Origin of the sequence: Variovorax gracilis (assembly GCF_030317115.1) — a bacterium.
In the GTDB taxonomy this organism is placed as follows: Bacteria; Pseudomonadota; Gammaproteobacteria; order Burkholderiales; family Burkholderiaceae_C; genus Variovorax; species Variovorax gracilis.
In genome coordinates this window covers 50,183-73,221 of sequence record NZ_JASZYF010000020.1, presented here as the reverse complement: position 1 = coordinate 73,221, position 23,039 = coordinate 50,183, and the positions used below count along the sequence as shown (strand labels likewise).

Annotated in this window: 18 protein-coding genes; 14 read left to right on the top strand and 4 right to left on the bottom strand. The window is 65.5% G+C overall.

All coding sequences use genetic code 11. The features are described from left to right. Positions 1-18: 18 nt before the first annotated feature. Positions 19-1,443, bottom strand: coding sequence for an aminotransferase-like domain-containing protein (locus QTH97_RS26810; RefSeq protein ID WP_286571564.1), 1,425 nt, complete (start codon positions 1,441-1,443; stop codon positions 19-21). A gap of 134 nt (positions 1,444-1,577) precedes the next feature. On the opposite strand from QTH97_RS26810, the gene QTH97_RS26805 reads away from it, so the two are divergent. The 4 genes from QTH97_RS26805 (at position 1,578) to QTH97_RS26790 (ending at position 5,867) form a co-directional block, all read left to right on the top strand. Then, positions 1,578-2,861, top strand: coding sequence for a hydroxymethylglutaryl-CoA reductase, degradative (locus QTH97_RS26805; RefSeq protein WP_286571563.1), 1,284 nt, complete (start codon positions 1,578-1,580; stop codon positions 2,859-2,861). A gap of 113 nt (positions 2,862-2,974) precedes the next feature. Beyond that, on the top strand, positions 2,975-3,487 hold the full coding sequence (locus tag QTH97_RS26800) for a hypothetical protein (protein WP_286571562.1): 513 nt from the start codon (positions 2,975-2,977) through the stop codon (positions 3,485-3,487). After that, positions 3,484-4,872: a tripartite tricarboxylate transporter permease gene (locus QTH97_RS26795; RefSeq protein WP_286571561.1), complete on the top strand. Its 1,389-nt coding sequence runs from the start codon at positions 3,484-3,486 to the stop codon at positions 4,870-4,872. The genes QTH97_RS26800 and QTH97_RS26795 overlap by 4 nt, the downstream gene beginning before the upstream one ends. 83 nt (positions 4,873-4,955) lie before the next feature. Continuing rightward, positions 4,956-5,867, top strand: a complete 912-nt coding sequence (locus QTH97_RS26790; RefSeq protein ID WP_286571560.1) for a hydroxymethylglutaryl-CoA lyase — start codon at positions 4,956-4,958, stop codon at positions 5,865-5,867. 195 nt (positions 5,868-6,062) lie between these two features. Here QTH97_RS26790 and QTH97_RS26785 read toward each other — a convergent pair whose 3' ends face one another. Then, positions 6,063-6,875: a TetR/AcrR family transcriptional regulator gene (locus QTH97_RS26785; protein WP_286571559.1), complete on the bottom strand. Its 813-nt coding sequence runs from the start codon at positions 6,873-6,875 to the stop codon at positions 6,063-6,065. Between the two features lie 159 nt (positions 6,876-7,034). Between QTH97_RS26785 and QTH97_RS26780 the strand changes: the two genes are divergently transcribed. The 5 genes from QTH97_RS26780 to QTH97_RS26760 all read left to right on the top strand — a co-directional run bounded on the left by QTH97_RS26780 (position 7,035) and on the right by QTH97_RS26760 (position 12,462). Beyond that, positions 7,035-7,874: a fumarylacetoacetate hydrolase family protein gene (locus QTH97_RS26780; RefSeq protein WP_286571597.1), complete on the top strand. Its 840-nt coding sequence runs from the start codon at positions 7,035-7,037 to the stop codon at positions 7,872-7,874. 92 nt (positions 7,875-7,966) lie between these two features. After that, positions 7,967-8,914 carry a VOC family protein gene (locus QTH97_RS26775; RefSeq protein ID WP_286571557.1) on the top strand — a complete coding sequence of 316 codons (948 nt, stop codon included), beginning with the start codon at positions 7,967-7,969 and terminating at the stop codon, positions 8,912-8,914. Positions 8,915-8,954: 40 nt separating this feature from the next. After that, on the top strand, positions 8,955-10,604 hold the full coding sequence (mhpA, locus tag QTH97_RS26770; RefSeq protein ID WP_286571556.1) for a bifunctional 3-(3-hydroxy-phenyl)propionate/3-hydroxycinnamic acid hydroxylase MhpA: 1,650 nt from the start codon (positions 8,955-8,957) through the stop codon (positions 10,602-10,604). A gap of 35 nt (positions 10,605-10,639) precedes the next feature. Next, positions 10,640-11,890, top strand: a complete 1,251-nt coding sequence (locus QTH97_RS26765; protein ID WP_286571555.1) for an MFS transporter — start codon at positions 10,640-10,642, stop codon at positions 11,888-11,890. A 131-nt stretch (positions 11,891-12,021) separates the two neighbouring features. Then, positions 12,022-12,462 carry a cupin domain-containing protein gene (locus QTH97_RS26760; RefSeq protein ID WP_444813474.1) on the top strand — a complete coding sequence of 147 codons (441 nt, stop codon included), beginning with the start codon at positions 12,022-12,024 and terminating at the stop codon, positions 12,460-12,462. A 359-nt stretch (positions 12,463-12,821) separates the two neighbouring features. On the opposite strand, the gene QTH97_RS26755 is transcribed toward QTH97_RS26760, so the two are convergent. Next, entirely contained in the window at positions 12,822-13,043 is a 222-nt protein-coding gene (locus tag QTH97_RS26755; protein ID WP_286571594.1) for an ATP-binding protein, read from the bottom strand. 269 nt (positions 13,044-13,312) lie between these two features. Here QTH97_RS26755 and QTH97_RS26750 point away from each other — a divergent pair, with 269 nt between their 5' ends. After that, the gene (locus tag QTH97_RS26750) at positions 13,313-14,023 is read left to right on the top strand and encodes a YebC/PmpR family DNA-binding transcriptional regulator (protein WP_286571554.1); all 711 of its coding nucleotides are present in this window, start codon (positions 13,313-13,315) and stop codon (positions 14,021-14,023) included. 16 nt (positions 14,024-14,039) lie between these two features. On the opposite strand, the gene QTH97_RS26745 is transcribed toward QTH97_RS26750, so the two are convergent. Further along, positions 14,040-16,184: a glycoside hydrolase family 3 N-terminal domain-containing protein gene (locus QTH97_RS26745; RefSeq protein ID WP_286571553.1), complete on the bottom strand. Its 2,145-nt coding sequence runs from the start codon at positions 16,182-16,184 to the stop codon at positions 14,040-14,042. A 128-nt stretch (positions 16,185-16,312) separates the two neighbouring features. On the opposite strand from QTH97_RS26745, the gene QTH97_RS26740 reads away from it, so the two are divergent. From QTH97_RS26740 to QTH97_RS26725, 4 genes are read left to right on the top strand one after another with little or no spacing between them, the layout of a single operon-like run. Further along, complete coding sequence (locus QTH97_RS26740) at positions 16,313-17,608, top strand: glucoamylase family protein (RefSeq protein ID WP_286571552.1); 1,296 nt, start codon at positions 16,313-16,315, stop codon at positions 17,606-17,608. Between the two features lie 8 nt (positions 17,609-17,616). Beyond that, entirely contained in the window at positions 17,617-18,996 is a 1,380-nt protein-coding gene (locus QTH97_RS26735; protein WP_286571551.1) for a glycoside hydrolase family 15 protein, read from the top strand. Next, positions 18,993-20,753, top strand: coding sequence for an ABC transporter ATP-binding protein/permease (locus tag QTH97_RS26730; RefSeq protein ID WP_286571550.1), 1,761 nt, complete (start codon positions 18,993-18,995; stop codon positions 20,751-20,753). Before QTH97_RS26735 ends, QTH97_RS26730 begins: the two co-directional genes overlap by 4 nt. Before the next feature lie 8 nt (positions 20,754-20,761). Further along, positions 20,762-23,032 (top strand): CocE/NonD family hydrolase, encoded by a 2,271-nt coding sequence (locus QTH97_RS26725; RefSeq protein ID WP_286571549.1) that lies wholly within the window; start codon positions 20,762-20,764, stop codon positions 23,030-23,032. Positions 23,033-23,039 lie beyond the last annotated feature (7 nt).

Sequence of the window (23,039 nt, the reverse complement as noted above, 5' to 3'; positions counted from 1 at the left end):
TGCGGAAGCCTCGATGGCCTAGGCGCCCAGTTGCCGCAGTGAGCTTCGCAGCGCTTTCGCGAACCTTGGGTCGACCACGGCGCCCACGTTGAACCTCGACCAAGGCGAAACGGCCGAGGAGTCGACGCTGAATACCCTGCCGGGCGCCATCATGATCTTCTGCGCAAGGAGTGCCTTGGCGAGGACCAGGGAGTCGGGCACGCCGGGTAGCGCCGCCCAAAGATAGAGCGACTGCGCGTTCCTGGCGAAGATCTCGGCACCCACCGACGCGAACAGGGCTTGTGCGCCGGCCGTTGCCTCGCCAAGCCGGCCGCGAAGGCGGTTCAAGTGCCGCTGGTAGTGGCCCTCGCTCAGCATGACGTCGACTGTTCGCTCGCAGTACTCGGAACTGCTCACGTGAATCAAGGCTTTCAGATCGGCCAGGTCGCTGGCGAGGTCTGCACCGCACGCGATGAATCCCACGCGCAGCGCCGCAGAGAACGATTTCGAGAAGCTGCCGATGTAGATCGTGCGCTCGAGCTGGTCGAGCGAAGACAGGCGCGGCGAGGACGTCGGCTTGAAGTCGGCAAGTGGGTCGTTCTCGACGATCAGCAGGTCGTACTTCTGAGCCAGCTGCAGGACCCGAAAGGCCTTTGCAGCCGAAAGGTCCGAGCCCGTGGGATTGTGCGCGAGCGACTGCGTGAAGAACAGCCGGGGCCGTTGCGTGATCAGGAGTTGCTCGAGCGCCTCCAGATCCGGGCCGTCGTGAAGCCGTGGCACCCCGAAGACCTGCGCGCTGGCCAGCTTCAGCTTGCCGAACAACGGGTAGTACCCGGGATCGTCCACCAGCACCTTTCCGTCGGGCGGCACGAAGTAGCGGATCACGATGTCCATGGCTTCGTTGGCTCCGTGCGTCAACACGATCTGTCGAGGTTCGGCACCGATGCCGAAGTCGGCGAGCTTGCGCACCAGGTGTTCACGCAGCGGCGCATAGCCGAACCGGCTGCCGTACCGGAACAACGACCCAAGGCCGGTACGAACGACCTTCTGGTGGTACTTGTCGAGCCTCACGTCCGCAAGCCATTCGACGGGCGGGAATCCGTCGCCCACAGCCAACGCGCCCGGATCGGTTTTCAGCTGTTCGCGCATCAGCCAGACGATGTCCATCGCCCGGCCCAGGCTTCCCGCTTCGTCGTCCGCCGGCTTCGATTGCGGCTTGTCCACGACGAAGTAGCCAGAGCCTCGACGAGGCTCGACGAGTCCACGGGAGACCAGCAGTTCGAACGCTGTCACGACGGTGTTCTTGGCGTACTTGTGAAGTTCTGCCAGTTCACGCAGTGACGGCAGCTTGTCGCCCGCCTTGTAGGCGCCATCGCGGATCTGTCGCTCGATGCCATCGGCCAACGTGACGGGCAGTGACGCCGTGCGCGCGGAGGTCGTCTTGGCTTGGCTGTGGATTGTCATGCTCCAAACTATGACACATCCGACACAGTGACACCTTCGACAGGCTTACTGTCCTGCAAAACTGTACCTATGTGTCTTGGTACAAAAAACCTACATTGTCTCCACACCGTAACCACCATCCCAGGAGACACCCAGTGGTCGATTCCCGCCTTCCCAACTTCCGCTCGCTTTCACCGGCGCAACGCTTCGAGCACATCGCCCGAATCACCAACCTGAGCGAAGAGGAGGTCGCGCTCATCACCAGGCCAGGCGCCCTGAGCGTTGAACGGGCGAACGGCATGGTCGAGAACGTCATCGGAACCTTCGAGCTCCCCTTCGGCATCGGCGGCAACTTCCAGATCAACGGCCGCGACGTCCTTGTTCCAATGGTTGTAGAGGAACCGTCCGTGGTCGCTGCTGCCTCCTTCATGGCCAAGCTGGCGCGTGAATGCGGAGGATTCGAGACGTCAAGCACCGGACCGCTGATGCGTGCGCAGGTGCAGGTGATCAACATCACCGACCCCTACGGTGCGCGGCTGGCCCTCCTGAAGCACCGCGACGAGATCCTCGAAATGGCAAACAGCCGCGACAAGGTCCTGATCGGCCTTGGAGGCGGCTGCCGCGACGTCGAGATCCACGTGTTTCCGGACACCGCTCGCGGTCCGATGATCGTGATGCACCTGATCGTCGACGTGCGTGACGCCATGGGCGCGAACACGGTGAACACGATGGCCGAATCTGTTTCGCCGCTGGTCGAGAAGCTGACCGGCGGCACGGTCCGTCTGCGCATCCTGTCGAACCTCGCCGATCTGCGGCTTGCCCGGGCCCGCGTGCGGCTGACCCCGGAGGTGCTCAAGACCAAGGAACGCAGCGGCGAGGAAATCGTGGAGGGCGTGATCGACGCCTATACCTTTGCCGCGGTCGACCCCTATCGTGCCGCCACGCACAACAAGGGGATCATGAACGGCATCGACCCGGTCATCGTCGCAACGGGCAACGACTGGCGCGCGGTCGAGGCCGGCGCACATGCCTATGCGTGTCGCAGTGGCCGCTACACCTCGCTCACGACCTGGGAGAAGGACACCAGCGGTGCATTGGTGGGCACGATCGAGATGCCAATGCCCGTCGGGCTGGTCGGCGGCGCCACGAAGACGCATCCGCTGGCGCGACTCGCGTTGAAGATCATGGACGTCAAGTCGGCCCAGGAACTTGGCGAAGTCGCCGTGGCGGTGGGTCTGTCGCAGAACCTCGGTGCGCTTCGTGCCCTGGCAACCGAAGGCATCCAGCGCGGCCACATGGCGTTGCACGCCCGAAACATCGCCCTGGTCGCTGGCGCGATCGGTGACGAGATCGACCTCATCGCCAAGCGCATGACGGGCGAACACGATGTGCGCACCGACCGCGCCGTTGCCCTGCTGGAAGAACTCCGCCGCAAATAGGTGTGCTGATAGGGGGGCCGCGGTACCGGCTCCGACGCGCACTTCACGCCACCCTGCCGAGCGATCGGCGGTACGGTCCGCCTGCGCTGTCCGGATCTTCACTGGAGACAAAGATGAAAAGCGAAAGTGGGCTGCCTCGATGGCAGCTGGTCGAAGTGTGGGGAGACACTGCCGATGTAAGGCATCTGGCCTGGGCCATCGTCCTGGGTATCGGCATCAGCCTGCCAGCCTATCTGCTTGCAGCTCGCGTGCTGACGGCCTTCGTCAGCTCACCCGAGCTCGCCAAGGCCTACGGCATGCTGGCCGGCCTGGGTGGGTGCGTCGTGGCTGGCGTCATGTGCGCGCTTCTCTTCAAGCCCAAGCGCGTGGTGGTCGAGGGCGAAGCCGCCGACCCCTTCTGGCGCCAGGAGGTCCTCGCAAAGCTCGCCGAACAGATCGGCGATCTGGGCTCCGTCGCTGACCTGCCGCCCGGGGTGGTGCAGGAGATGAAGGAGTTGCAGATCTATGACCTGTTCCTGGACTACGAAAAGTCCAACCGCATCGAGAAGCCGTCCACCGATGAGCCGCCTCGGCAACGCTTCGCTTCGCAACCCAGCGTCCTTGCGGCGCAAGTCAAGGGGGCATGATGGATCCCGCACTTCTCAGCCAAATCTTTTACGCCGGCGTGATGGGCCTCATTGGCGCCGTCGTGTTCGCGGCGATCGGCCTGGTTTCAGGAACCGATGAAACAACGACCCTGGCGCCTCTGACCCTGCTGGTCGTCCTGCTGGGCGTTCCGCCCGAGGGTGTCTTCACGTTCTTCCTGGCCGGTGCAGTGGCAAAGCACATGACGCACGCCGTCCCCACCGCGCTGCTGGGAATACCCGGCGACACGATGGCCACGCCGTTGCTCCAGGATGCCAACGTCCTGCGCAACTTGGGCGTGCCGCATATCGCACTCCGAAAGATGGTCTCGGGCGCCATCATTGCCGCGTTCATCGCGGTGCCGCTGGCCGTCCTGTTTGCCGTCATGCTCGCGCCCTTCGGCCCGACGATCACCAAGGCCGCCCCCTGGATCTTCGTTGCCGCTGCCGTGCTGATCGCCTATTTCTCGGGTGGCCGGTGGGCATCCGTGGCGCTCCTGGTGCCCTTCGTTGTGCTCATCATCGCGCTGCAGACGCTCACGGCGAAGTACAACGTCAAGCTGAGCATCAGCTACTTCCTCGGCATCGCCATTGGCCCTCTGGTCGCTGATCTTTTCTCGGTGATCTCGCCCGCCGACCGCACCCGCATGAAGCGGGAAAGTCCCCGCACGTTCCAACTTGCGCCGGACGTGAAGGGCTGGTCAGGCTACTTCCCGAATCCGTTCAAGGTACTGGATCGCAAGCAGACCGGCTGGACGATGGCAACGGCCACGGTGTCGAGCGCGACCTTCGTGTTCAGTCCTGTAGCCATGACCGTGGTGCTCGGTGAACTGGTGGGTTCACGAATCAAGCACGCGTATCACCGCCTCACGACGGTTCTCGCGGCACGCAACGGCGTCACGGAGGCCACCTACATTGCCGAGGCGCTGATTCCGCTCATCGCGTTCGGCCTTCCGTTGAGCCCTGTGGCAGCGGGTCCGGCAGCCCCTCTCTTCAATGCACCACCGCGGTTCACTGTCGATTCCGTCGCTGGCACAAGCCACAACCTGCATGACCTGTTGAGCCATTGGGAATTCCTGGGCTACGGCCTGCTGGCTGTAGCGCTCGCCGCAATCGTGTCTTATCCATTCGCCATGAACTTCGCGCGGCGCGCTGCGCTGTTCGTCTCGCGCAAGGTGAGCCACGAAGCCATCATCGCCACCTTCATTGGCCTGATCTTCGTCATCAGCATCTGGGAGGGCCAGTTCCTCGGCCTGCTGGTGATCATGACCATGGGCCTGGTGGGCGGTCTGCTTTCCCGGATCCTGGGCTTCAACTCCGGAGTCCAGTTCATGGGCTACTACACGGCGGTGCTCACAGTGCCGGCACTGATCAAGCTGTTCGCCTGACGCCCCGAAACGAAGGGCATGCCAAGGGCAGCACCCTCTCTTCCCACATAGAGCGCACCGCTGCGGCGACCAAGGAAAGTGACATGAACGAGTTCATCAAGATCGTCGAAGTCGGACCGCGCGACGGGCTTCAGAACGAACAGCAGCCCATCGACGTGGACACGAAGGTGGGCTTGGTCGAGCGCCTGGTCGCCGCTGGCGTGACCCACATCGAGGCGACCTCGTTCGTGTCGCCCAAGTGGGTGCCGCAAATGGCGGGTAGCGCGGAGGTGATGCGATGTGTTCCGCGTGCGGCTGGCGTGCACTACAGCGCGCTCGCGCCCAACCTGAAGGGCCTCGAGGCCGCGATGGCTGCGGGATGCGAAGAGGTGGCCGTATTCGGGGCGGCCTCCGAATCCTTTTCTCAGCGCAACATCAATTGCTCGGTCCGGGAGAGCCTGGAGCGGTTCCGCTCCGTGATCGAGGTCGCCCGCGAGAACAAGCTTCGCGTGCGCGGCTATGTGTCCTGCGTTCTGGGCTGCCCCTACGAAGGTCAGATCGCGCCGGAGAAGGTCGCCGAGGTCGCCGTGATCATGAGCGAGATGGGCTGCTACGAGATCTCGCTTGGCGACACGATCGGTCGTGGCAATCCGAACACCACGCGGCTCGTGCTCGAGGCGTGCATCCGGAGGATCCCCGCTGCGCAGCTGGCCGGCCACTACCACGACACGTACAGCATGGCCGTGGCGAATATCGTTGCGTCGCTGGAGATGGGCGTGCGCACTTTCGACAGCTCGGTATCGGGCCTTGGCGGCTGCCCTTATGCGCTTGGCGCCTCCGGGAACGTGGCGACTGAAGACGTTGTCTACCTTCTCCAGAGCCTTGGCTACGACACGGGCATCGACCTGCAGAAGCTGATCGAGGCCGGTTCGTTCATCAGCTCGGCGCTGTCGCGGGAAACTTCATCGCGCGTCGCACGAGCGATGTCGGGCGGCGCCACCCATCGCGCAACGTAAAGCATCAAGTACAACGACTGGTTCATGGAGCAAGACTTTCTGCTCTACACCGCACCGCCCCTGCTTGCGCACTGGCTCGAGAGCTTCAACGAATTTCCACCACGGGCTCGCTCCGCAAGTTTCAGCGTTGACCAAGTCGTAGAAGAGCTGATGCCCGAGAGCTGATTGAACGCGGTCGGGGCCCGCCGCCGACACTCAGCTTCTTGCCGCCAGCTTCCGCTGAGGGCGAGAGCTGACATTGGCTTCGGCGTGCTCCGTCGGCTGGTTCGGGACATGCCCGGACGTGGGTTGTCGTCTAGCGCTCGATCCTGATCTCTTTGGACTGGCTTTGAGGCCCGAGAAGATCGGGCCTTCCACCGCGCCTGGTATCTCAAGCGGCATGAAGGCAATGCGGCCGGCTTCCGCAGGCGTGAGGCCAAAGCCGACCAGAACGCTTTGCAGGATGAGCTCCGGATGGTTCGCGAGCGTGGGCTCGGTCAGCATCGTCTCGATGCCATAGAAGATCGCGCCGAGCACGATGTCGCGTGCAACGCGCACGTTGTCCACCGTGAGGCGGTTCTTGCCCTTGGCAAGTTCCAGATCGCGCGTGAGATAGATGTCGATCAACTGCCCCCGCGTGGCGATGCGTGTTCCGACCTGCGTGATGAAGCTGCCCCAGACCGGGTAGCGCAAGGCCATCTGCATGTACAGGCGCGTGCCCGCGGCAAAGCGTTCGACCGGATCGTCCAGGTGAAGCACCAGTGGATCGACGATCTGCAGCACTTCATCGCTCATGGCGGTGGCGAGCGCGAGCAGCAGTTCGTTGGTGGTCTTGAAGTGGTTGTAGAAGGTGCCGCGCGACACGCCTGCGGCAGCGATGAAGTCGTCGATGACGGCGACGTCCGGCCCCTTTTCGGTGAATACCGCCAGGGCGCTTTCAAGCAGACGCAAACGGGTTTTCTCGCGGCGTTGCGCACCGACCCTGACGCGGTGGTCTTCGACCTTCGATTCATTGGGTAGTTCAGTCATCGGTGTCGAGCGTACACGAGGCACATGCCCCGAATGTTCGCAGCTGCAACCTAGGGAAATCCCTGTCATATTGCTCTTCTTGTCATATTGACGAAATCGTCAAAACGGATAAAGTTCATTCTAGACAAACAGTCTAAATCAACACGGAAGGCAAACACCATGAAGCTGCTACGCCATGGCCCCATCGGGGCGGAAAAACCCGGAGCACTTGACGCTGACGGTCAAGTGCGAGACCTCTCGCTCCTCGTTCCCGACTTCACGCCCGATTGGATGTCGCCCGCGAAGCTCGAGGCTTTGAAGGCGATCAATCTGAGCCGCATGCCGCTGGTGCCCGCAGGTACCCGGCTCGGCGCCCCGGTCGCCGGCACCCGGCAATTTGTCGCGATCGGGCTCAACTACCGCAAGCACGCGGCTGAATCCGGTCTCGAGATTCCCAAGGAGCCGGTGGTCTTCACCAAGGCGCTGACCTCACTGGCTGGCCCGAACGACGACGTGGAACTGCCGGAAGGCTCGGAAGCGGGTGATTGGGAGATCGAACTCGGGTTCGTGATTGGCACCCAGGCGAAGAAGGTCTCGGTCGCCGACGCTCTTTCGCACGTGGCCGGCTACTGCCTGGCGAACGACGTTTCAGAGCGTGACTGGCAGATCAAGCGCAACGGCCAATGGGGCAAGGGCAAGAGCTTCGACGGCTTCGGCCCGATCGGCCCGTGGCTCGTGACCAGCGACGAACTTCCCGACCCGCAAGGGATCCCGCTCGAACTGGCAGTCAATGGCGAGACCCGGCAGCGCAGCAACACGGCCGACATGATCTTTCCGGTCGCCGAGATCGTCTCGTACCTCAGCCAGTTCATGACCCTCCTGCCGGGCGACGTGGTGATCACCGGCACGCCGGAAGGCGTCGGCCTCGGCGTCAAGCCGAATCCTGTTTTCCTGCGGCGCGGCGATGTCATGACGCTCAGTGCCGGCCCACTCGGCACCCAGCGCCAGCGAGTGATCTGACCCTCCGCGGTCGGACGCGATTTCCAACGAGAGACAAGGCCGTGCACCGCACGGTCGCGGGCGGAGCCTTGCCCGAATACAAGGAGATAACGATGACTCTGAACCAAGGCGAGCGCGAACCCTTGCTGGCTGTGCACTCGGTCGACGAATTCGTCTTCAGCGTGCCGGACCTCGGGGAGGCGCGGCACTTCTATTCCAGCTTCGGCCTGGATGTGCGCGAGGAAGGTGAAGCACTTGCGCTCCATACCTTCGGCCATCCGCATCGCTGGGCCCGCATCGTCCGGGGCCAGACCAAGCGCTTGCTTTGGCTCAGCCTCGGTATCCACGCAGATGATCTGCCTCGCTTCGAGTGCCGCCTGGCGGAGCAAGGGATCGAACGCATCGCACCGCCCTTTAACGCAGGCACGGAAGGCATTTGGATTCAAGGGCCGGATGAGCTTGCGGTGCAATTGCGCATCGCTGCCAAAAGCTCGCCCTCGCAGCCGTCCCCCAGGGAAATCCCTCCGGAGAGCGCAAACGTGGGTCGCTCCCCTAGCCGCAGCAAGGCGCAACCGACGCGACCCCTCTATCTCTCGCACATCCTGTTGTTCAGCGCTGACGTGGATCGTGCACGCCGGTTCTATGAGGACGTGCTGGGCCTGCGGCTTTCGGACAAGTCAGGTTCCGTGATCGCCTTTCTGCACAGCCCGCACGGCAGCGACCACCACCTCATCGCGCTGGCGAAATCCGAAGGCCGTGGCTTGCACCACAGCAGCTGGTGCGTGCCGTCGATCGATGCCGTCGGCATCGGCACGCAGCAGATGGCGCAAGCCGGCTATCCGCAAGGCTGGGGCATTGGGCGACATGTGCTGGGCTCCAACTACTTCCGCTACGTGCGCGACCCTTGGGGCAGCTACGCCGAGTACTCCTACGACATCGATTTCGTTGCACCCGACAACGAGTGGCCTTCGGCGGACCACCCGGGCGAGGACTCCCTCTATGTCTGGGGCCCCGAGCTGCCCGAGGACTTCATCTTCAACCACGAACTCGCGAACCGCTGAGCACCGATCCATCGACCCCGCACAAACACAGGAGCACACCATGAGCGCACAAATCCCCCTCTACGACGTTGTCCAGATCGGCTACGGCCCGGTCAGCGAAATCATGGCCCTTGCGCTGGCGCGCCAGGGGCGCAGCGTGGCCGTATTCGAACGCTGGAAGGTCCGCTTCGCACTGCCTCGCGCGGTGTGCATCGACCACGAGCTGTACCGTGTGCTGTCCGCCCTGGGCATGAGTCAGGACCTGCCGGCCGTCAGCCACAAGGGGCCGATGTACCGCTGGTTCAATGCCGACTGGAAGGAACTCCTGGCCATCGATTGGGAGTCCGAATCGATCTCCGGCGGGCCTGAGGTCAACTTCGTGCACCAGCCCACGCTGGAGAAGATGTTCGAGGACGTCGTGCAAGCGTGCCCGAACGTCGAACTCAACCTCGGCTGGGAAGCCATCGAAGCGACCGAGACGCCGGACTATGTCGAGCTGGTAGTGCGCGACTTCGAAACCGACGAACGCCGCACGGTGCGCGCGAAATACCTGATCGGGGCGGACGGTGCCAACAGTCTGGTGCGCCAGGCGATCGGGTCGACCCAGGAAGACCGCGGCTTCGAGGCCGACTGGCTCGTGATCGACGTGCTCCCCAACGAGGGCGTGACGCTCGACATTCCGCCCGCAGCGCAGTGGTGCAACCCGGCGCGCCCGACGACGATCGTGCCCGCCGGCATCAAGGACGGTCGCTACTTCCGGCGCTGGGAGTTCATGCGCCTGCCGCATGAGACGCGCGAGGACCTCGAGCACGAGCAGGTCGCTTGGGATCTGCTTGCGCCCTGGGTCAAGCCGGACCAGGCCACGATCGTCCGGCACAAGGTGTACACCTTCCGCTCGCTGCTCGCGAACACCTGGCGCAAGGGCCGCATGCTGATCGCCGGCGACGCGGCGCACGTGATGCCGCCTTTCATGGGGCAGGGGATGTGTGCCGGATTGCGCGACGACTGGAACCTCGCGTGGAAACTGAACCTGGTCCTCGATGGCAAGGCCGACGACCGCCTGCTCGACACCTACCAGCCCGAGCGTCGCCCGCATGTGAGCGATGTGATCGACCTGTCGATGTACCTCGGCAAGGTCATCTGCATTCCGGATGCGGCCAAGGCGGCAGAGCGCGACCAGGCCTTCTTCAGCGGCGAGGCGCCGCCGCCGCCGGCTTTTCCGAGCCTGACGGATGGCATCCTCCACCGCAGTGTCGATGGAACGGTGCGGGCGCCGGCCGGCTTGCTCAGCCCGCACGGCAGGGTGCAGTGCGGTGATCGCGAAGGGCGATTCGACGACCTGGCCGGCCTGGGCTTCGTGCTGGTGTCGCGCAGCGGCGCGGCCGAGGCGTTGCTCGGTGCAAGGCAGCGCGCCTTCCTCGACAAGCTCGGCGCGAAGCGCGTGCAGGTCGCTGCGCGCGGCACGACGGCGAGCGCGGGGGTGTTGGTCGACCTGGACGACAAGTACATCCCGTACATGACGCAACACGGCATCGACACCATGCTCGTGCGGCCGGACTTCTACCTGTACGGCGCGATCGACAACGCCAATGAGGTCAACGCGCTGGTCGACGACCTCGCCGCGGACCTGCGGAGTCACGGCGTGCGACTGGATGGCGTGCCGGCCGAGGCGCCGGCGCAAGCCGACGAGCCACTTGCCATTCACGCCTGAAAGCGCGCTCACCTCGATACCCCAGGAGACGACCCATGAACACATACATCGCTGCGCAACCCGTGAGCCGTCCAGCCCCGCACAGGAGCTGGGGCTACGAATGGAAGACCGTCACCCTGTTGTGCCTCGGCTTCGGCCTGGTCGGCATCGACCGCTTCATGATCCTGCCGCTGTTCCCGGTGATCTCGAAGGAGCTGAATCTCGACTATCAGGACCTCGGCCAGATCACCGGCGTCCTCGCCATCGCCTGGGGCGTGGCTGCGCTCTTCATGGGCAACCTCTCCGATCGTCTCGGTCATCGCAAGGTGATCATTCCTGCGATCGTCGTCTTCTCGCTGCTGGCCGGCCTCAGCGGGCTCGCTGCCGGTGTCGGAAGCCTGATGATCATCCGTGCGCTGATGGGTGTGGCCGAAGGGGCCTACACGCCGGCCAGCATCGTCGCCACCATCGACGCGTCCAAGCCGAGTCGCCAGGGGATGAACGTCGGGATTCAGCAGGCGGCCTTGCCACTGTTCGGCCTGGGCATCGCGCCGATCCTGGTCACGCAACTGTTGAAAGTCGTGGAGTGGCACTGGATCTTCGCCATGGTCTCCATTCCGGGTCTCGCCGTGGCGCATCTGCTCTACCGCGGGCTTCGCGATCCCGACCCGAAGTCGGCCGCAGCGCACACCGCCACCCAGGATGCGGCCATTCATCCGTGGAGCGACGTCTTCAAGTACCGCAACATTCCGCTCAACATGATCGGCATGCTGTGCTGGCTGACCAACCTCGTGGTGCTCAGCGCCTTGCTGCCCAGCTACCTGATCGACTACCTGCACCTGACGCTCGAACAGATGGGCTATGTGCTTTCAGCCATCGGCTTCGGCGGCACGCTCGGCACTTTGGTGATGCCGGCTTTGTCGGATCGACTCGGCCGCAAGCCTGTGATGATCATTTCGGTCGTCGGTGCCGGCGTCGGCCTGTACTTCCTGATGCATGCCGGGCCTGAGCCCCTCGCGCTCTTCACGAGCCTGGCCGCGACGCTTTTCTTCATCTTCAGCATGATCTGCCTGACCGTCGGGCCGATCAGCGCCGAGTCGGTTCCGGCCACGCTCATGTCCACCGCCTCGGGCATCGTCATCGGCACCGGCGAGATCTTCGGCGGAGGCATAGCGCCCGTGATCGCCGGCTACGTGGCGCACCACTACGGCATCCAGTACATCATGCATCTTGCCGCGATCGCGCTCGTGGTGGGACTGGTCGTTGCTCTGCTCCTCGAAGAGACTGCGCCGGCTCGGCGCCGTTGATGTCTTTCCCGGTTCATTGCCGCATCGTTGCGTCGCGGCGCATGCAAAGCGGTCGCCGCCGCATCCATGGCCGCTGCCGCATCGCCTTCCCTGGTCCCGTCGTTCCTTGTCCCCCTCTACACCTCGCAAGCATGAACATGACCGAACATTCCACACGCTTTTCCCATGTCAAGCCTACCGACACGTCATTCGTCTCCGGAGGTTTGCGCGACTTCTTCACGTATCGTGACCTGGGCGTCACTCAAGCGACCGGAGGGCGCGTCGTAGCACAGTTGGTACGCGCCAATGAAGAGCCGGAGAAAGGCACCGGCTGGCACGTCCACGAAGCACAGTTCCACATCGTGTACATGTTGAAGGGGTGGGCCCGTTTCATGTACGAGGATCGCAACACGCTGGTGGAAGCGGGGGACTGCGTTCATCAGGCACCGGGCATTCGCCATTTCCTGTTCGACTATTCCCCTGACATGGAATACCTCGAGGTCGTCGGACCCGCCGACTTCGGAAGCACCTCCGCCCTGGGGCCGTGCGCCGTGCCGGCGCCAACACCGTGGGGCGAGGCGGGGAAACGCTGAACACGATTCATGGCGGCTTTTTGAACATGGTCAATCGGCTGCCATCGGGCAAAGGACGCGCGGCGATCATGTCGCTGGGATAGGGCGCATCCGGATGTGTGGCGGTGTACCAATTCGCGAAGTTCTGCCACGCCGAGTTTGGGGACGCGGCCAAGCACGATGTCCAGGCTTTCGTACGCAATGGCGTTCGCTTGCGCGAAGACGAGGCCGCGTAGCGTTTCGAGCGTAGGCGCGAGCGGGCCAGCGTACGAAATGCGCTCCAACCATGCCTCCTGATCGAAACCATCCCCTGGCATCGCGGTTCCTGTGACGCCCTTCGTTCGGGCGGATCGCCATGCTGCAGCGCACGGCTTTTGGAGTCAACTGCGACGCATCGAGATGGCATGAAAGGGGCACTTCACGGCGCAGTCGCTGCAGCCCGTGCACAGATCCGCAGCGCCCAAGGTCGAGTACTTCTTCCAATTGACCACTTCGAGGCTGAGCAGATGACGGTCGCACGCGGCGACGCACCAGCCGCAGCCGGTGCAACGCGCGGTGTCGATGTCAGGCTGCCAACCGGGTCGGGCCGGCCGGCCGGCCATCGTCACCGCCTCAGTCGGGTGGCCGGCCTTCATGGCCTGCGATGATTTCCGGGTCGCCTGGTGTGGGCAATCCAATGGCCTTTGCGCATGACGTGCTCCTGGAGCGGGTTCGGATGCGATCCTAACGGAGCCAGGCGCTCGATGTGTCCCCCGCACCCTTGGTGGAGTTGCTGCTCCGCATGGTTTTTCTCACCTCGGCCCTGCGGCCCTGCGACCCTGCGGCAGAATCCCTTTCCCGCGGCAAAGCCGACACTCACGGAACATCACACATGGGCGCGCAATGGAAAGCCAAGCACAAGGACCTGGCGGCCAACGCCAAAGGGCGCTTGTTCGGCAAGCTAGCGAAGGAAATCATGATCGCCGCGCGCAGCGGGGCCGATCCGGCATCGAATGCGCGGCTGCGACTGGTGGTTGAGCAGGCGCGCAAGGTCTCGATGCCCAAGGACACGCTGGAGCGGGCCATCAAGAAGGGCGCCGGCCTGACCGGCGAGTCGGTGCATTTCGACCACGTGATTTACGAGGGCTTCGCGCCGCACCGGGTGCCGGTGATGGTCGAGTGCCTGACCGACAACGTGAACCGCACCGCGCCGGAGATGCGGGTGCTGTTCCGCAAGGGCCAACTCGGCGCCTCGGGGTCGGTCGCCTGGGATTTCGACCACGTCGGCATGATCGAGGCCGAAGCGCAGCAAGCAGGGGTCGACCCCGAACTGGCCGCCATCGAGGCTGGCGCGCAGGATTTCGAGCGCGGCGAGGAGGGAGTCACGGTCTTCCTGACCGACCCCGTCGATCTCGATCTGGTCAGCCGCGCGCTGCCGGCGCAGGGCTTTTCCGTGCTGTCGGCGAAGCTCGGCTACAAGGCCAAGAACCCGATCGATCCGGCCAGCCTGAGCGCGGAGGCTTTGGAGGAGGTCGAGACCTTCCTGGCCGCCATCGACGCGAACGACGACGTGCAGAACGTGTTCGTGGGACTGGCGGGGTAGCCGGATTGCCAGGGTTTCAAGACAACTCGATGGTCTCGCGCAGCAGCCCTGTTTGATCGGCACTCGGTCCGACGAGGATCTCGACCTCGCCCGCCTCGAACAGGGGCTGCAGGTCCGGGCCGAGGTAGCGCAGGTCGGCCGCCGGCAGCTCCAGCTTCACCGAGCCGGCTTCGCCGGGCATCAATCGCAGCTTCGCGTAGCCCTTGAGTTCCAGCAGCGGGCGGGTGACACGGCTCAGCCTGGCGCGAACGAACAGCAAGACAGTCTCTTCGGCCTCTCGCGCGCCGACGTTGCGCAGCCTGACGCCGATCTTCAGCGTGTCCTGCTCGCGCACGCGCCGCGGCTCGACCTGAAGCTCGTCGTAGCAGAACTGCCCGTAGGTCAAGCCGTGACCGAAGGCATACAGCGGCGTGTTGTCGACGTCCTGATACTTGCTTGTGAAGTAGTCGGCGGGATTCATCGGCCGGCCAGTGGGACGCTGGCCGAAGTAGATCGGTAGCTGTCCGACGGCCCGCGGCCAGCTCATCGGCGTGCGACCGGCAGGCGATACCCGGCCCGTGACCACGTCGGCGATCGCGTGGCCGGCTTCGACACCGAGGAACCACGCAGCCAGCAGCGCATCGGCGTGTTCGGACAGCCAGGGGACGACGAGCGGGCGGCCCGAAAACAATATCGCGACGACGGGGATGCCGAGCGCATGCGCGCGCGCCGTCACCGCTTGGGCCAGAGCCTGCTGTCGACCGGGAAGGGCGGGCGTGGCGCGGCTCGCCGCCTCGCCGCTCATCCCGGCACGCTCGCCCAGGCACAGCAGGACGACGTCGACGCCATCGCACAGCGCGACAGCATCCTCGATGCCGCTTTCGTCGTCGCCCTCGATGTCGACGCCGGGTGCATGGCGTACGTCGGTCTGCGGCAGCGCAGCGCGCAGGCCGGCCAGAACGCTGATGGCCGGCTCGTGTTCACCGGCACCCCACCACGGACCTTTCATCTCCGTGCTTGCGTCGGCCAGCGGGCCGACGACACACAGCGCTTTCGCCGCCGTTGGCAAGGGCAGGGTGTCGCGTTCGTTCTTCAGCATCACGACGGCCCTGCGCGCGACGTCGCGCGCCAGCGCGTGCCGCTCGGCGACGACTGACGCGGCCTCCGGCGCCGCGCCACGACGGTACGGGTCATCAAACAGACCGAGCGCCTCCTTGAGCTGCAACACGCGCCGCACGGATGCGTCAACTTCCTCGATCGTCACCCGGCCCTGTTCGAGCGCGATCGGCAGACCCTTGCGATAGGCGTCGGCCATCATGTCGATGTCGACGCCGGCCTTCAGCGCCAGCACCGCGGCATCGACGAGATCGGCGGCGACCCCGTGCTTGATCAATTCCGCGATCGCGTTGTAGTCGCTGACAATGACCCCGTCGAAGCCCATTTCGCCACGCAGCCAGTCACGCAGCAAGGGGATGTGCGCTGTCATCGGCACGCCGTTGAGATCGGTGAAGGCGGGCATCAACGTCGCGACGCCGGCGCGCACGGCCGATGCGAAGCCCGGCAGGTACACCTCGCGCAAGGCGCGCTCGGAGATGTCCACGGCGGCGTACTCGCGTCCCGCGTTGACCGCGCCATACGCGACGAAATGCTTCGCACAGGCGGCCATCGATTCGGCCGACGACAGATCGTTTCCCTGGAACCCTCGCACCTTGGCCTGCGCGATGCGCGCGTTGAGCCAGGGGTCTTCGCCTGGGCCCTCCGCGGTGCGGCCCCAGCGGGGATCGCGCGATACGTCGAGCATCGGCGCGAATGTCATCGCCAGACCTTCGGCCGCGCCTTCGCGCGCGGCCTCGCGCGCCGTGCGCTCCCAGAGGTCTTCGTCGAAGATGCCCGCCTCTGCGAGCGGGATCGGAAAGAGTGTGCGATGGCCGTGGATGATGTCCAGGCCGATCAGCAGCGGAATGCCCAGCCGCGACCTCTCGACGGCCAGTCGCTGCACCTCGTGCACGGGCCCCGCTCCGACCATGTTCAGCAGGTTGCCGATCGTGCCGTCGATGATCGACTGGGTGGAGTCCCCCGCGATCACCGGCCCGGTGACCGTGTAGCCGGAGGCAGTCATCGTAAGCTGGCCCAGCTTTTCGGATAGCGTCATCCGGGCCATGAGGGTGTCGATGCGACTCATTGGAGACTTCGAAGCAGAACCCAAGGGGGCCTGATGATGGCATGCTGCGGGGGGTCATCGGCGGCGTGGCGCCGATGACTCAATGAAACCAAACGTGACACACCCGACTACGACAACGGGAGCCGCTCGTGTTGAAAGATGACAGGACCCCGAGGGCACTGGCGGCCCTGCCCGATGAAGCCTTGATCGAGGCCGTGCAGCGCCAGACCTTCCGCTATTTCTGGGACGGTGCGGACGCAGCCAGCGGCCTGGCGCTCGACCGCCGCACGCTCGTCGGCCTCACAGGCGAAGACAGGGCCGACGACAGGGTCGCGATCGGCGGCTCGGGCTTCGGCGTCATGGCCTTGATCGTTGCGGTCGAGCGCGGCTGGGTCACGCGAGACGCAGCCCTGGATCGCCTGCAGCGCATGCTCGACGCCTTGCTCCGCGCCAGGCGATACCACGGCGCTTTCCCGCACTTCATGGACGGCGCCAGCGGCGCGACGATCCCGATGAGCCCCAAGGACGATGCGGGCGATCTGGTCGAGACTTCGTTTCTCGTCATGGGCTTGCTGTGCGCGCGCCAGTACTTCAGCGAGGACACGGCGTCGGAGCGCCGGCTGCGAAGCCATATCACCACGCTGTGGCACGACGTCGAATGGAACTGGTTCACCCAGGGCGGACGGGACGTCCTCTTTTGGCACTGGAGCCCGAACCATGGCTGGGCGATGAACCATGAAGTGCGCGGCTGGGACGAGTGCCTCATCACCTACCTGCTGGCCGCGGCCGCGCCGCGCCATGCGATCGATCCGCGGGTCTACCACCGCGGCTACGCGGCAGGGCGCGGCTTTGTCAACGGCCGGTCGTACTACGGCATCGAGTTGCCGCTGGGCATGCCGTACGGCGGCCCGCTGTTCTTCACGCACTACTCGTTCTGCGGCCTCGATCCGCACGGCCTGAAGGATCGCTACGCCGACTACTGGGATCTCAACTGCCGCCACTTGCGGATCAACCGCGCGCATTGCGTCGCCAATCCCAACGGCCACCGTGGCTACGGCGAATCGTGCTGGGGCCTGACCGCCAGCGACGACCCCGACGGCTACCTCGCGCACGCGCCGGACGTCGACAACGGCACCATCTCGCCGACGGCCGCGCTGGCCAGCCTGCCGTATGCGCCCGACGAGGTGATGCGGGTGGTGCGGCATTTCCTCACGGTGCATGGCGAGCGACTGTGGAGGGACTACGGTTTCGTCGATGCGTTCTGCGAGCAGCGCGGCTGGTTCGCAGAGACCTTTCTTGCCATCGACCAGGGCCCGATCGTCGTGATGATGGAGAACCATCGGACGGGCCTTCTCTGGAAGCTGTTCATGAGCGTGCCTGAAGTGCAGGCCGGGCTGCGTGCCCTCGATTTCAGCAGCCCGCATCTCGGGCCACCTGCACCGTGACCTTCAGCGTGACGCGCCAGCAAGACCCGGAGTTCGAGTCCTGGCTCGAGGGACAGCTGTGCCATTCGGCGAGCGCGATGCTGTCCAGCATCTCGCCGGTGTCGATTGTCAAGCATCGCCCAGGCTTCGGTCAGACGGTGCACCCGATCGCCGGCGCCATCGTCGCCTCGCCCGTACTGGGCGGCTACGACCCGGACCCGGACTACTTCTTTCACTGGTTCCGCGACTCGGCCGTCGTCATCGATGCACTGCGCCTGCTCTACGTCGACCGACGCGTCGGCGACGAAGCCCTGCAGCATCTGCGCGACTTCACTCGCTTCAGCCTTGATCTGAACCGACTCGACGGCCGCGCGATGGCCGCGGTGCCGGACCGCAGAGCGCGCGTGGCCCCCGAATTCCTGCAATACCTGCGTGAGGACTCTGACCTCGCAAGCGCCCACGGCGAGGCCGTCGCCGCCGAGACGCGGGTGAACCCCGACGGGACGCTCGACGTCGCACGGTGGTCGCGCCCCCAGCACGACGGCCCGCCATTGCGCGCCCTGGCGCTTCTGCGTTGGGTGGCCGGCGGGCGCCTCGACGCGCCCCTGTTGGCGGAGGTCAACGCCTTGATCCGCTTCGACATCGACTTCACGCTGCATCACTGGCGCGAGCCGTCGTTCGACATCTGGGAGGAGGAAAGCGGCCACCATTACTACACGCTGCGCGTCTCGGCGGCCGCGCTGGCCGAAAGCGCGGCATGGCTGCATGGCGAGGGTGACCCGGCGCAGGCGCAGCGCTGCAGAGAAGAGTCGCAGGCCGTGCTCAGCCGGCTCAACGACTTCTGGGTCGACGAACGGACAGGCGATCGCGACGCGACGCACGGCTACTACCGTTCGCGCAGGCTGCCGGATGACCAGCCCAGTTCGAAGGCGCTGGACATCGCGGTGATCCTGTCTGCGATCCATAGCCTCGGCGCAGAGGCCGCGCATGGCCCGGCCGATCCACGCATGCAGGCCACGCTGGCGCGACTCGATGCGCTGTTCGATGCGGCCTATCCGATCAACCACGGCCGCGCGGCCGGCCGTGGCCCTGCGATGGGCCGCTATGCCGGCGACGTGTACTACTCGGGCGGCGCGTACTACTTCTCGACGCTCGGCGCCGCCGAGTTCTGCTTCCGTGTCGCGGCGCTGGGCGGCGATGCACCCTGGTGGCTTGAGCGCGGCGACGCCTACCTGGCCACCGTACGCGCGTACACGCCGGCCAGTGGCGATCTGTCGGAGCAGTTCGATCAGCGCAGCGGCGCGCAGACCTCGGCGAAGCAACTGGCCTGGAGCCACGCCGCGTTCATTTCGTGTGTCTCGGCGCGCCGAATCGCGGCCGCCGCTTGTCAGGGGCCGCTGCGGCAATGAGCGCAACGTCGCAGAACGATGTCGAGCCGGCTGCAAGGACCGGCGTCTTCCGTCAGGTCCGCGAGCTGCTCGGCGCCTTGCGAGTGTCGCCGGTCGGCAAGACGCTGGTCGCGCTGATGGGCGGGATCGTCGTGGTCATCGCGCTCACGGCGTATGGACAGCTCGAGCTCAATAGCTGGAACAAGCCCTTCTACGACGCGATCTCGCGTCGCGACCTGAGCGACTTCATCGTACAGGTCGGCGTCTTCGCGGTGATTGCGGGCGTGCTGCTGGTCTTGAATGTCGCGCAGAGGTGGCTGGGCGAAACCTTGCAGCTGAAGTTGCGCGAAGCCGTGGTCAATGACCTCGTGGGACTGTGGCTGCACCCGCGCCGGGCGTTCTGGCTTCAGGCCAGCGGCCCCATGGGCGCCCACCCGGATCAGCGCATGCACGAAGACACGCTGAAGCTGTGCGATCTGTCGGTCGCCCTCGGCGTGGGCCTGCTGCAGGCAGCGATTCTGTTCGGCAGCTTCGCGAGCGTGCTGTGGGTCCTCTCCAAGGACTTCAGCATCTTCTACGACGGACAGGACCATGTCTTGCCGGGCTTCATGCTATGGGCGGCGATTGTCTATGCGATCGTTGGCTCGCTGATGACCTACTGGGTCGGCAACGGCCTGATCCTGCGCAACGCCGAGCGCTACGCGCGCGAAGGCGAACTGCGCTTCTCGCTGACCCGCATCAACGAGCATCTCGACGGCATCTCCCTGGCCGGTGGCGAGGCCGACGAGAAGCGTCGCGTCGCCATGCATTTCGGCGACGTCTTGCACGCCACATCGCGCGTGGTGCTCGGGCTGACCAACCTGACCTGGGTCACGGCGGGCTTCGGCTGGGTCACCATCATCGCGCCGACGCTGGTGGCCGCACCCCTGTACTTCTCGGGGAAGGTTTCATTCGGCGGCTTGATGATGGCCGCCGCCGCCTTCACGCAGGCGCAGTCGTCGCTGCGCTGGTTCGTCGACAACTTCAGCATCATTGCCGACTGGCGCGCCACGCTCCTGCGTGTCGCCGATCTGCGCCGGATGCTGGCGTCCGATCTGGAGGCACAAGCGGGCGGCAGCCGCATCGCCTACGAGGAGAGCGAAGCCGGAACCCTCTCGATCGAAGCGCTCGAGGTGCGCGCCTGGACCGGTCACGACCGGCTGGACGCTCCGGACCTCGTCGTGCACCCCGGTGAGCGCCTGTTGATCCTCGGCACGCCGGGCACCGAGAAGACCTTGCTGTTCCGGGCGCTCGCGGGCCTCTGGCCCTGGGGTTCCGGCACCGTGCGCCGGCCCCGCGGCGAGACGATCCACTACATGCCGCGCGGCACGCCCTACCTGCCGCGCGGCACACTGGCCGAGGTGCTGTCGTATGCGATGGAGCCGTCCAGCTATCCGAGAGAAGCCATGGTGGCCGCGCTGGCGAGTGTGGGCCTGCAGCGCCTCGAGCAATTGCTGCACAAGACGGGTCGATGGGAGCGCGAGCTCAGCATGGACGAGCAGCTGCGGCTGGGCTTCGCCCGCGTGGTGTTGCAGGCGCCGCCCTGGCTGGTCATGGACGACGCCTTCGGCGCGTTCGACGACGACACGCTCGAAGTGATCATCGACGTGCTGGACAAGCTCGCGCACACGGGCATCGTCCATATCGGCTCGGCCGGAGAGGCGCACGACCGGCTGTTCACGCAGGTCGTGCATCTGGTCAAAGCGCCGAACGCCGTGCCCGAGGAGCCGCGACCATGAGACAGCCTGTGTCAACCTCTCGTCGTGCGCGTCGCGCCCTCGTACGGCTGATTCTCGCGCTGCCAGCCTGGGCCTGGGCAGGGAATTTCGGCTTCCGGCCACCGCGCGATCCTGACGATGCCACTGCCGCGGACCTGATGCGAGATCTGGCGCAGCGCATCTTGCCGGTCTACCAGGAGGCGAACACCGAAGTCTTCCTGGCCAACGTGACTGCTCTGCAGATCGTGACCGGCGCCTACCGTGCGGCCTACGACAGCAGCAGGTCCCTGCGCAGCCGGCGCCAGGGAAAGCCGTTCGACGACCTGGTGGAGCGCGCGATCCTCGACGGCATCTATGCGCGTGCGCGCGTGCTCGAAGCGGACGAGCGCCTCGGCTTCGCCGAAGCCTACGCGCGCTCGTTCCAGGAACTGGTATCGCCGCTCGACAATGCGCAAGCCCAGGTCATCATGACGCGGCTCGAGACCCCGCTGGCCGTGTACAGGGAGCCGCTGCGCCAAGCGTTCGATCTCTGGCGCGCGAAGGGCAGCCTCCCGGAGGCCGATGCTGTGGCTCTCGTGCGCACCTGGCTTTCGTACGATTCGCGTCGCAGCGTCGGTGCGCTGCTGCCCGAATTGTTCGCGGCGGAAAACCGCAGCCGCTACGTGGCGCAGGCCGATGTCCGGATTCCCGTGCGCGCGGGCGTCATCCATGCCGGCCTGGTTCGTCCCGTCGGCGCGAATGGGGCCCTGCCGACGCTGCTGCGCTTCACGCTCGATCCCGCCGAGGACGACGCGCAGCGCAGCGCCGTGAAAGGCTACGTCGGCGTCACGGCGTACGTGCGCGGACGCACGCCCGACGGAAAAGGCGCCGTGTGGCCGTTCGTTCGCGACGGCGAGGACGCCGTGGCCGTCATTGACTGGATTGTCCAGCAGCCGTGGAGCGACGGCCGCGTGGCCATGCTCGGCGACGGCTACTCCGGCTACGCCGCGTGGGCGGCCGCCCGCAGGAGACCGGCGGCGCTCAAGGCCATCGCCACGATCGCGCCGATGGCGCCGGGCATCGACTTCCCGATGGCGGGGCAGATCTTCCGCAACGCCATGGTGCGCTGGGCGCAGGAGCACGCGACGGTCGAGCCCCTGCGGGCCGACGTCGACGCTGACGCCGATCCGGACACGATATGGCAGGCACTCGACGCGCGCTGGTATCGCGGCGATCGCCCCTACTGGGACGTGGACCGGGTCCTGCTGGGCAGGCGGAGCAGGCTGATCCGAACCTGGCTGACGCATCCGAGTCACGATCGCTACTGGCAGAAGTTCTTGCCCTCGGCGGAGCAGTTTGCGCGGATCGACATCCCGGTGCTCAGTTTCGCCGGCTACTACGGCGCCGACGCCGGCGCGCTGTACTTCCACCACGAGCATCGTCGCAACCGACCGCAGGCCGACACGACGCTGCTGCTCGGCCCCTACGACGCGACCTCGATCCGGCTCGGCACGGAGGCAACGCTGCGCGGCTACTCGCTGGACGCCGTCGCACGCGTCGACCTCCCCGAGCTGCGCTACCAATGGCTCGACCACATCCTGAAGGGCGCGAACAAGCCTGCTCTCCTGTTGGATCGCGTCAACTACCAGGTAATGGGCGCGGACCTGTGGCGCCATGTGCCGACGCTGGACTCGCCGGAGCGCGCCCGGCTGCGCCTGTACCTCGACACCCGCGAGCGCGAGGACCCGCACCGCCTGTCGTCGTCGCCCTCCGAAGGCGGTGGCAGGGCGCAACTCTCGGTCGATCTTGCCGATCGACGCGACGTTCGCATCCCATGGTCGAACGCGCTGCGCGTGAAGCAACTCCCGACGCGCAACAGCATCAGCTTCGTCAGCGAACCGCTGTCGGAGGACACGGAGATCGACGGCAGCCTGCGCGGCGTGTTCGACATCACGCCCTCGCGGCAGGACGTGGATTTCAACATCTCGCTGTACGAGCAGACGGAGAGCGGCGAATACCAACTGCTGTTCGAGCCCTACGACTTCCGCGCCAGCTACGCCGGCCATCGCGTGCGACGCCGGCTTCTTCGGGCCGGCGAGCGTCAGGTGCTTGCGTTCACCGCCGAGCGCGTGACCGCTTGCAAGCTGGCGATGGGCAGCCGCATCGTGCTGCTGATCGGCCTCAACAGGCGCCCCGACCGGCAGATCAACTACGGCAGCGGCAAGGACGTGAACTCGGAAACCATTGCCGACGCAAGATGGCCTGTGCGCGTGCGCTGGCATGCTCACAGCTACGTCGAGATTGCGACCGGCAAGCCTTGAGGCGGCG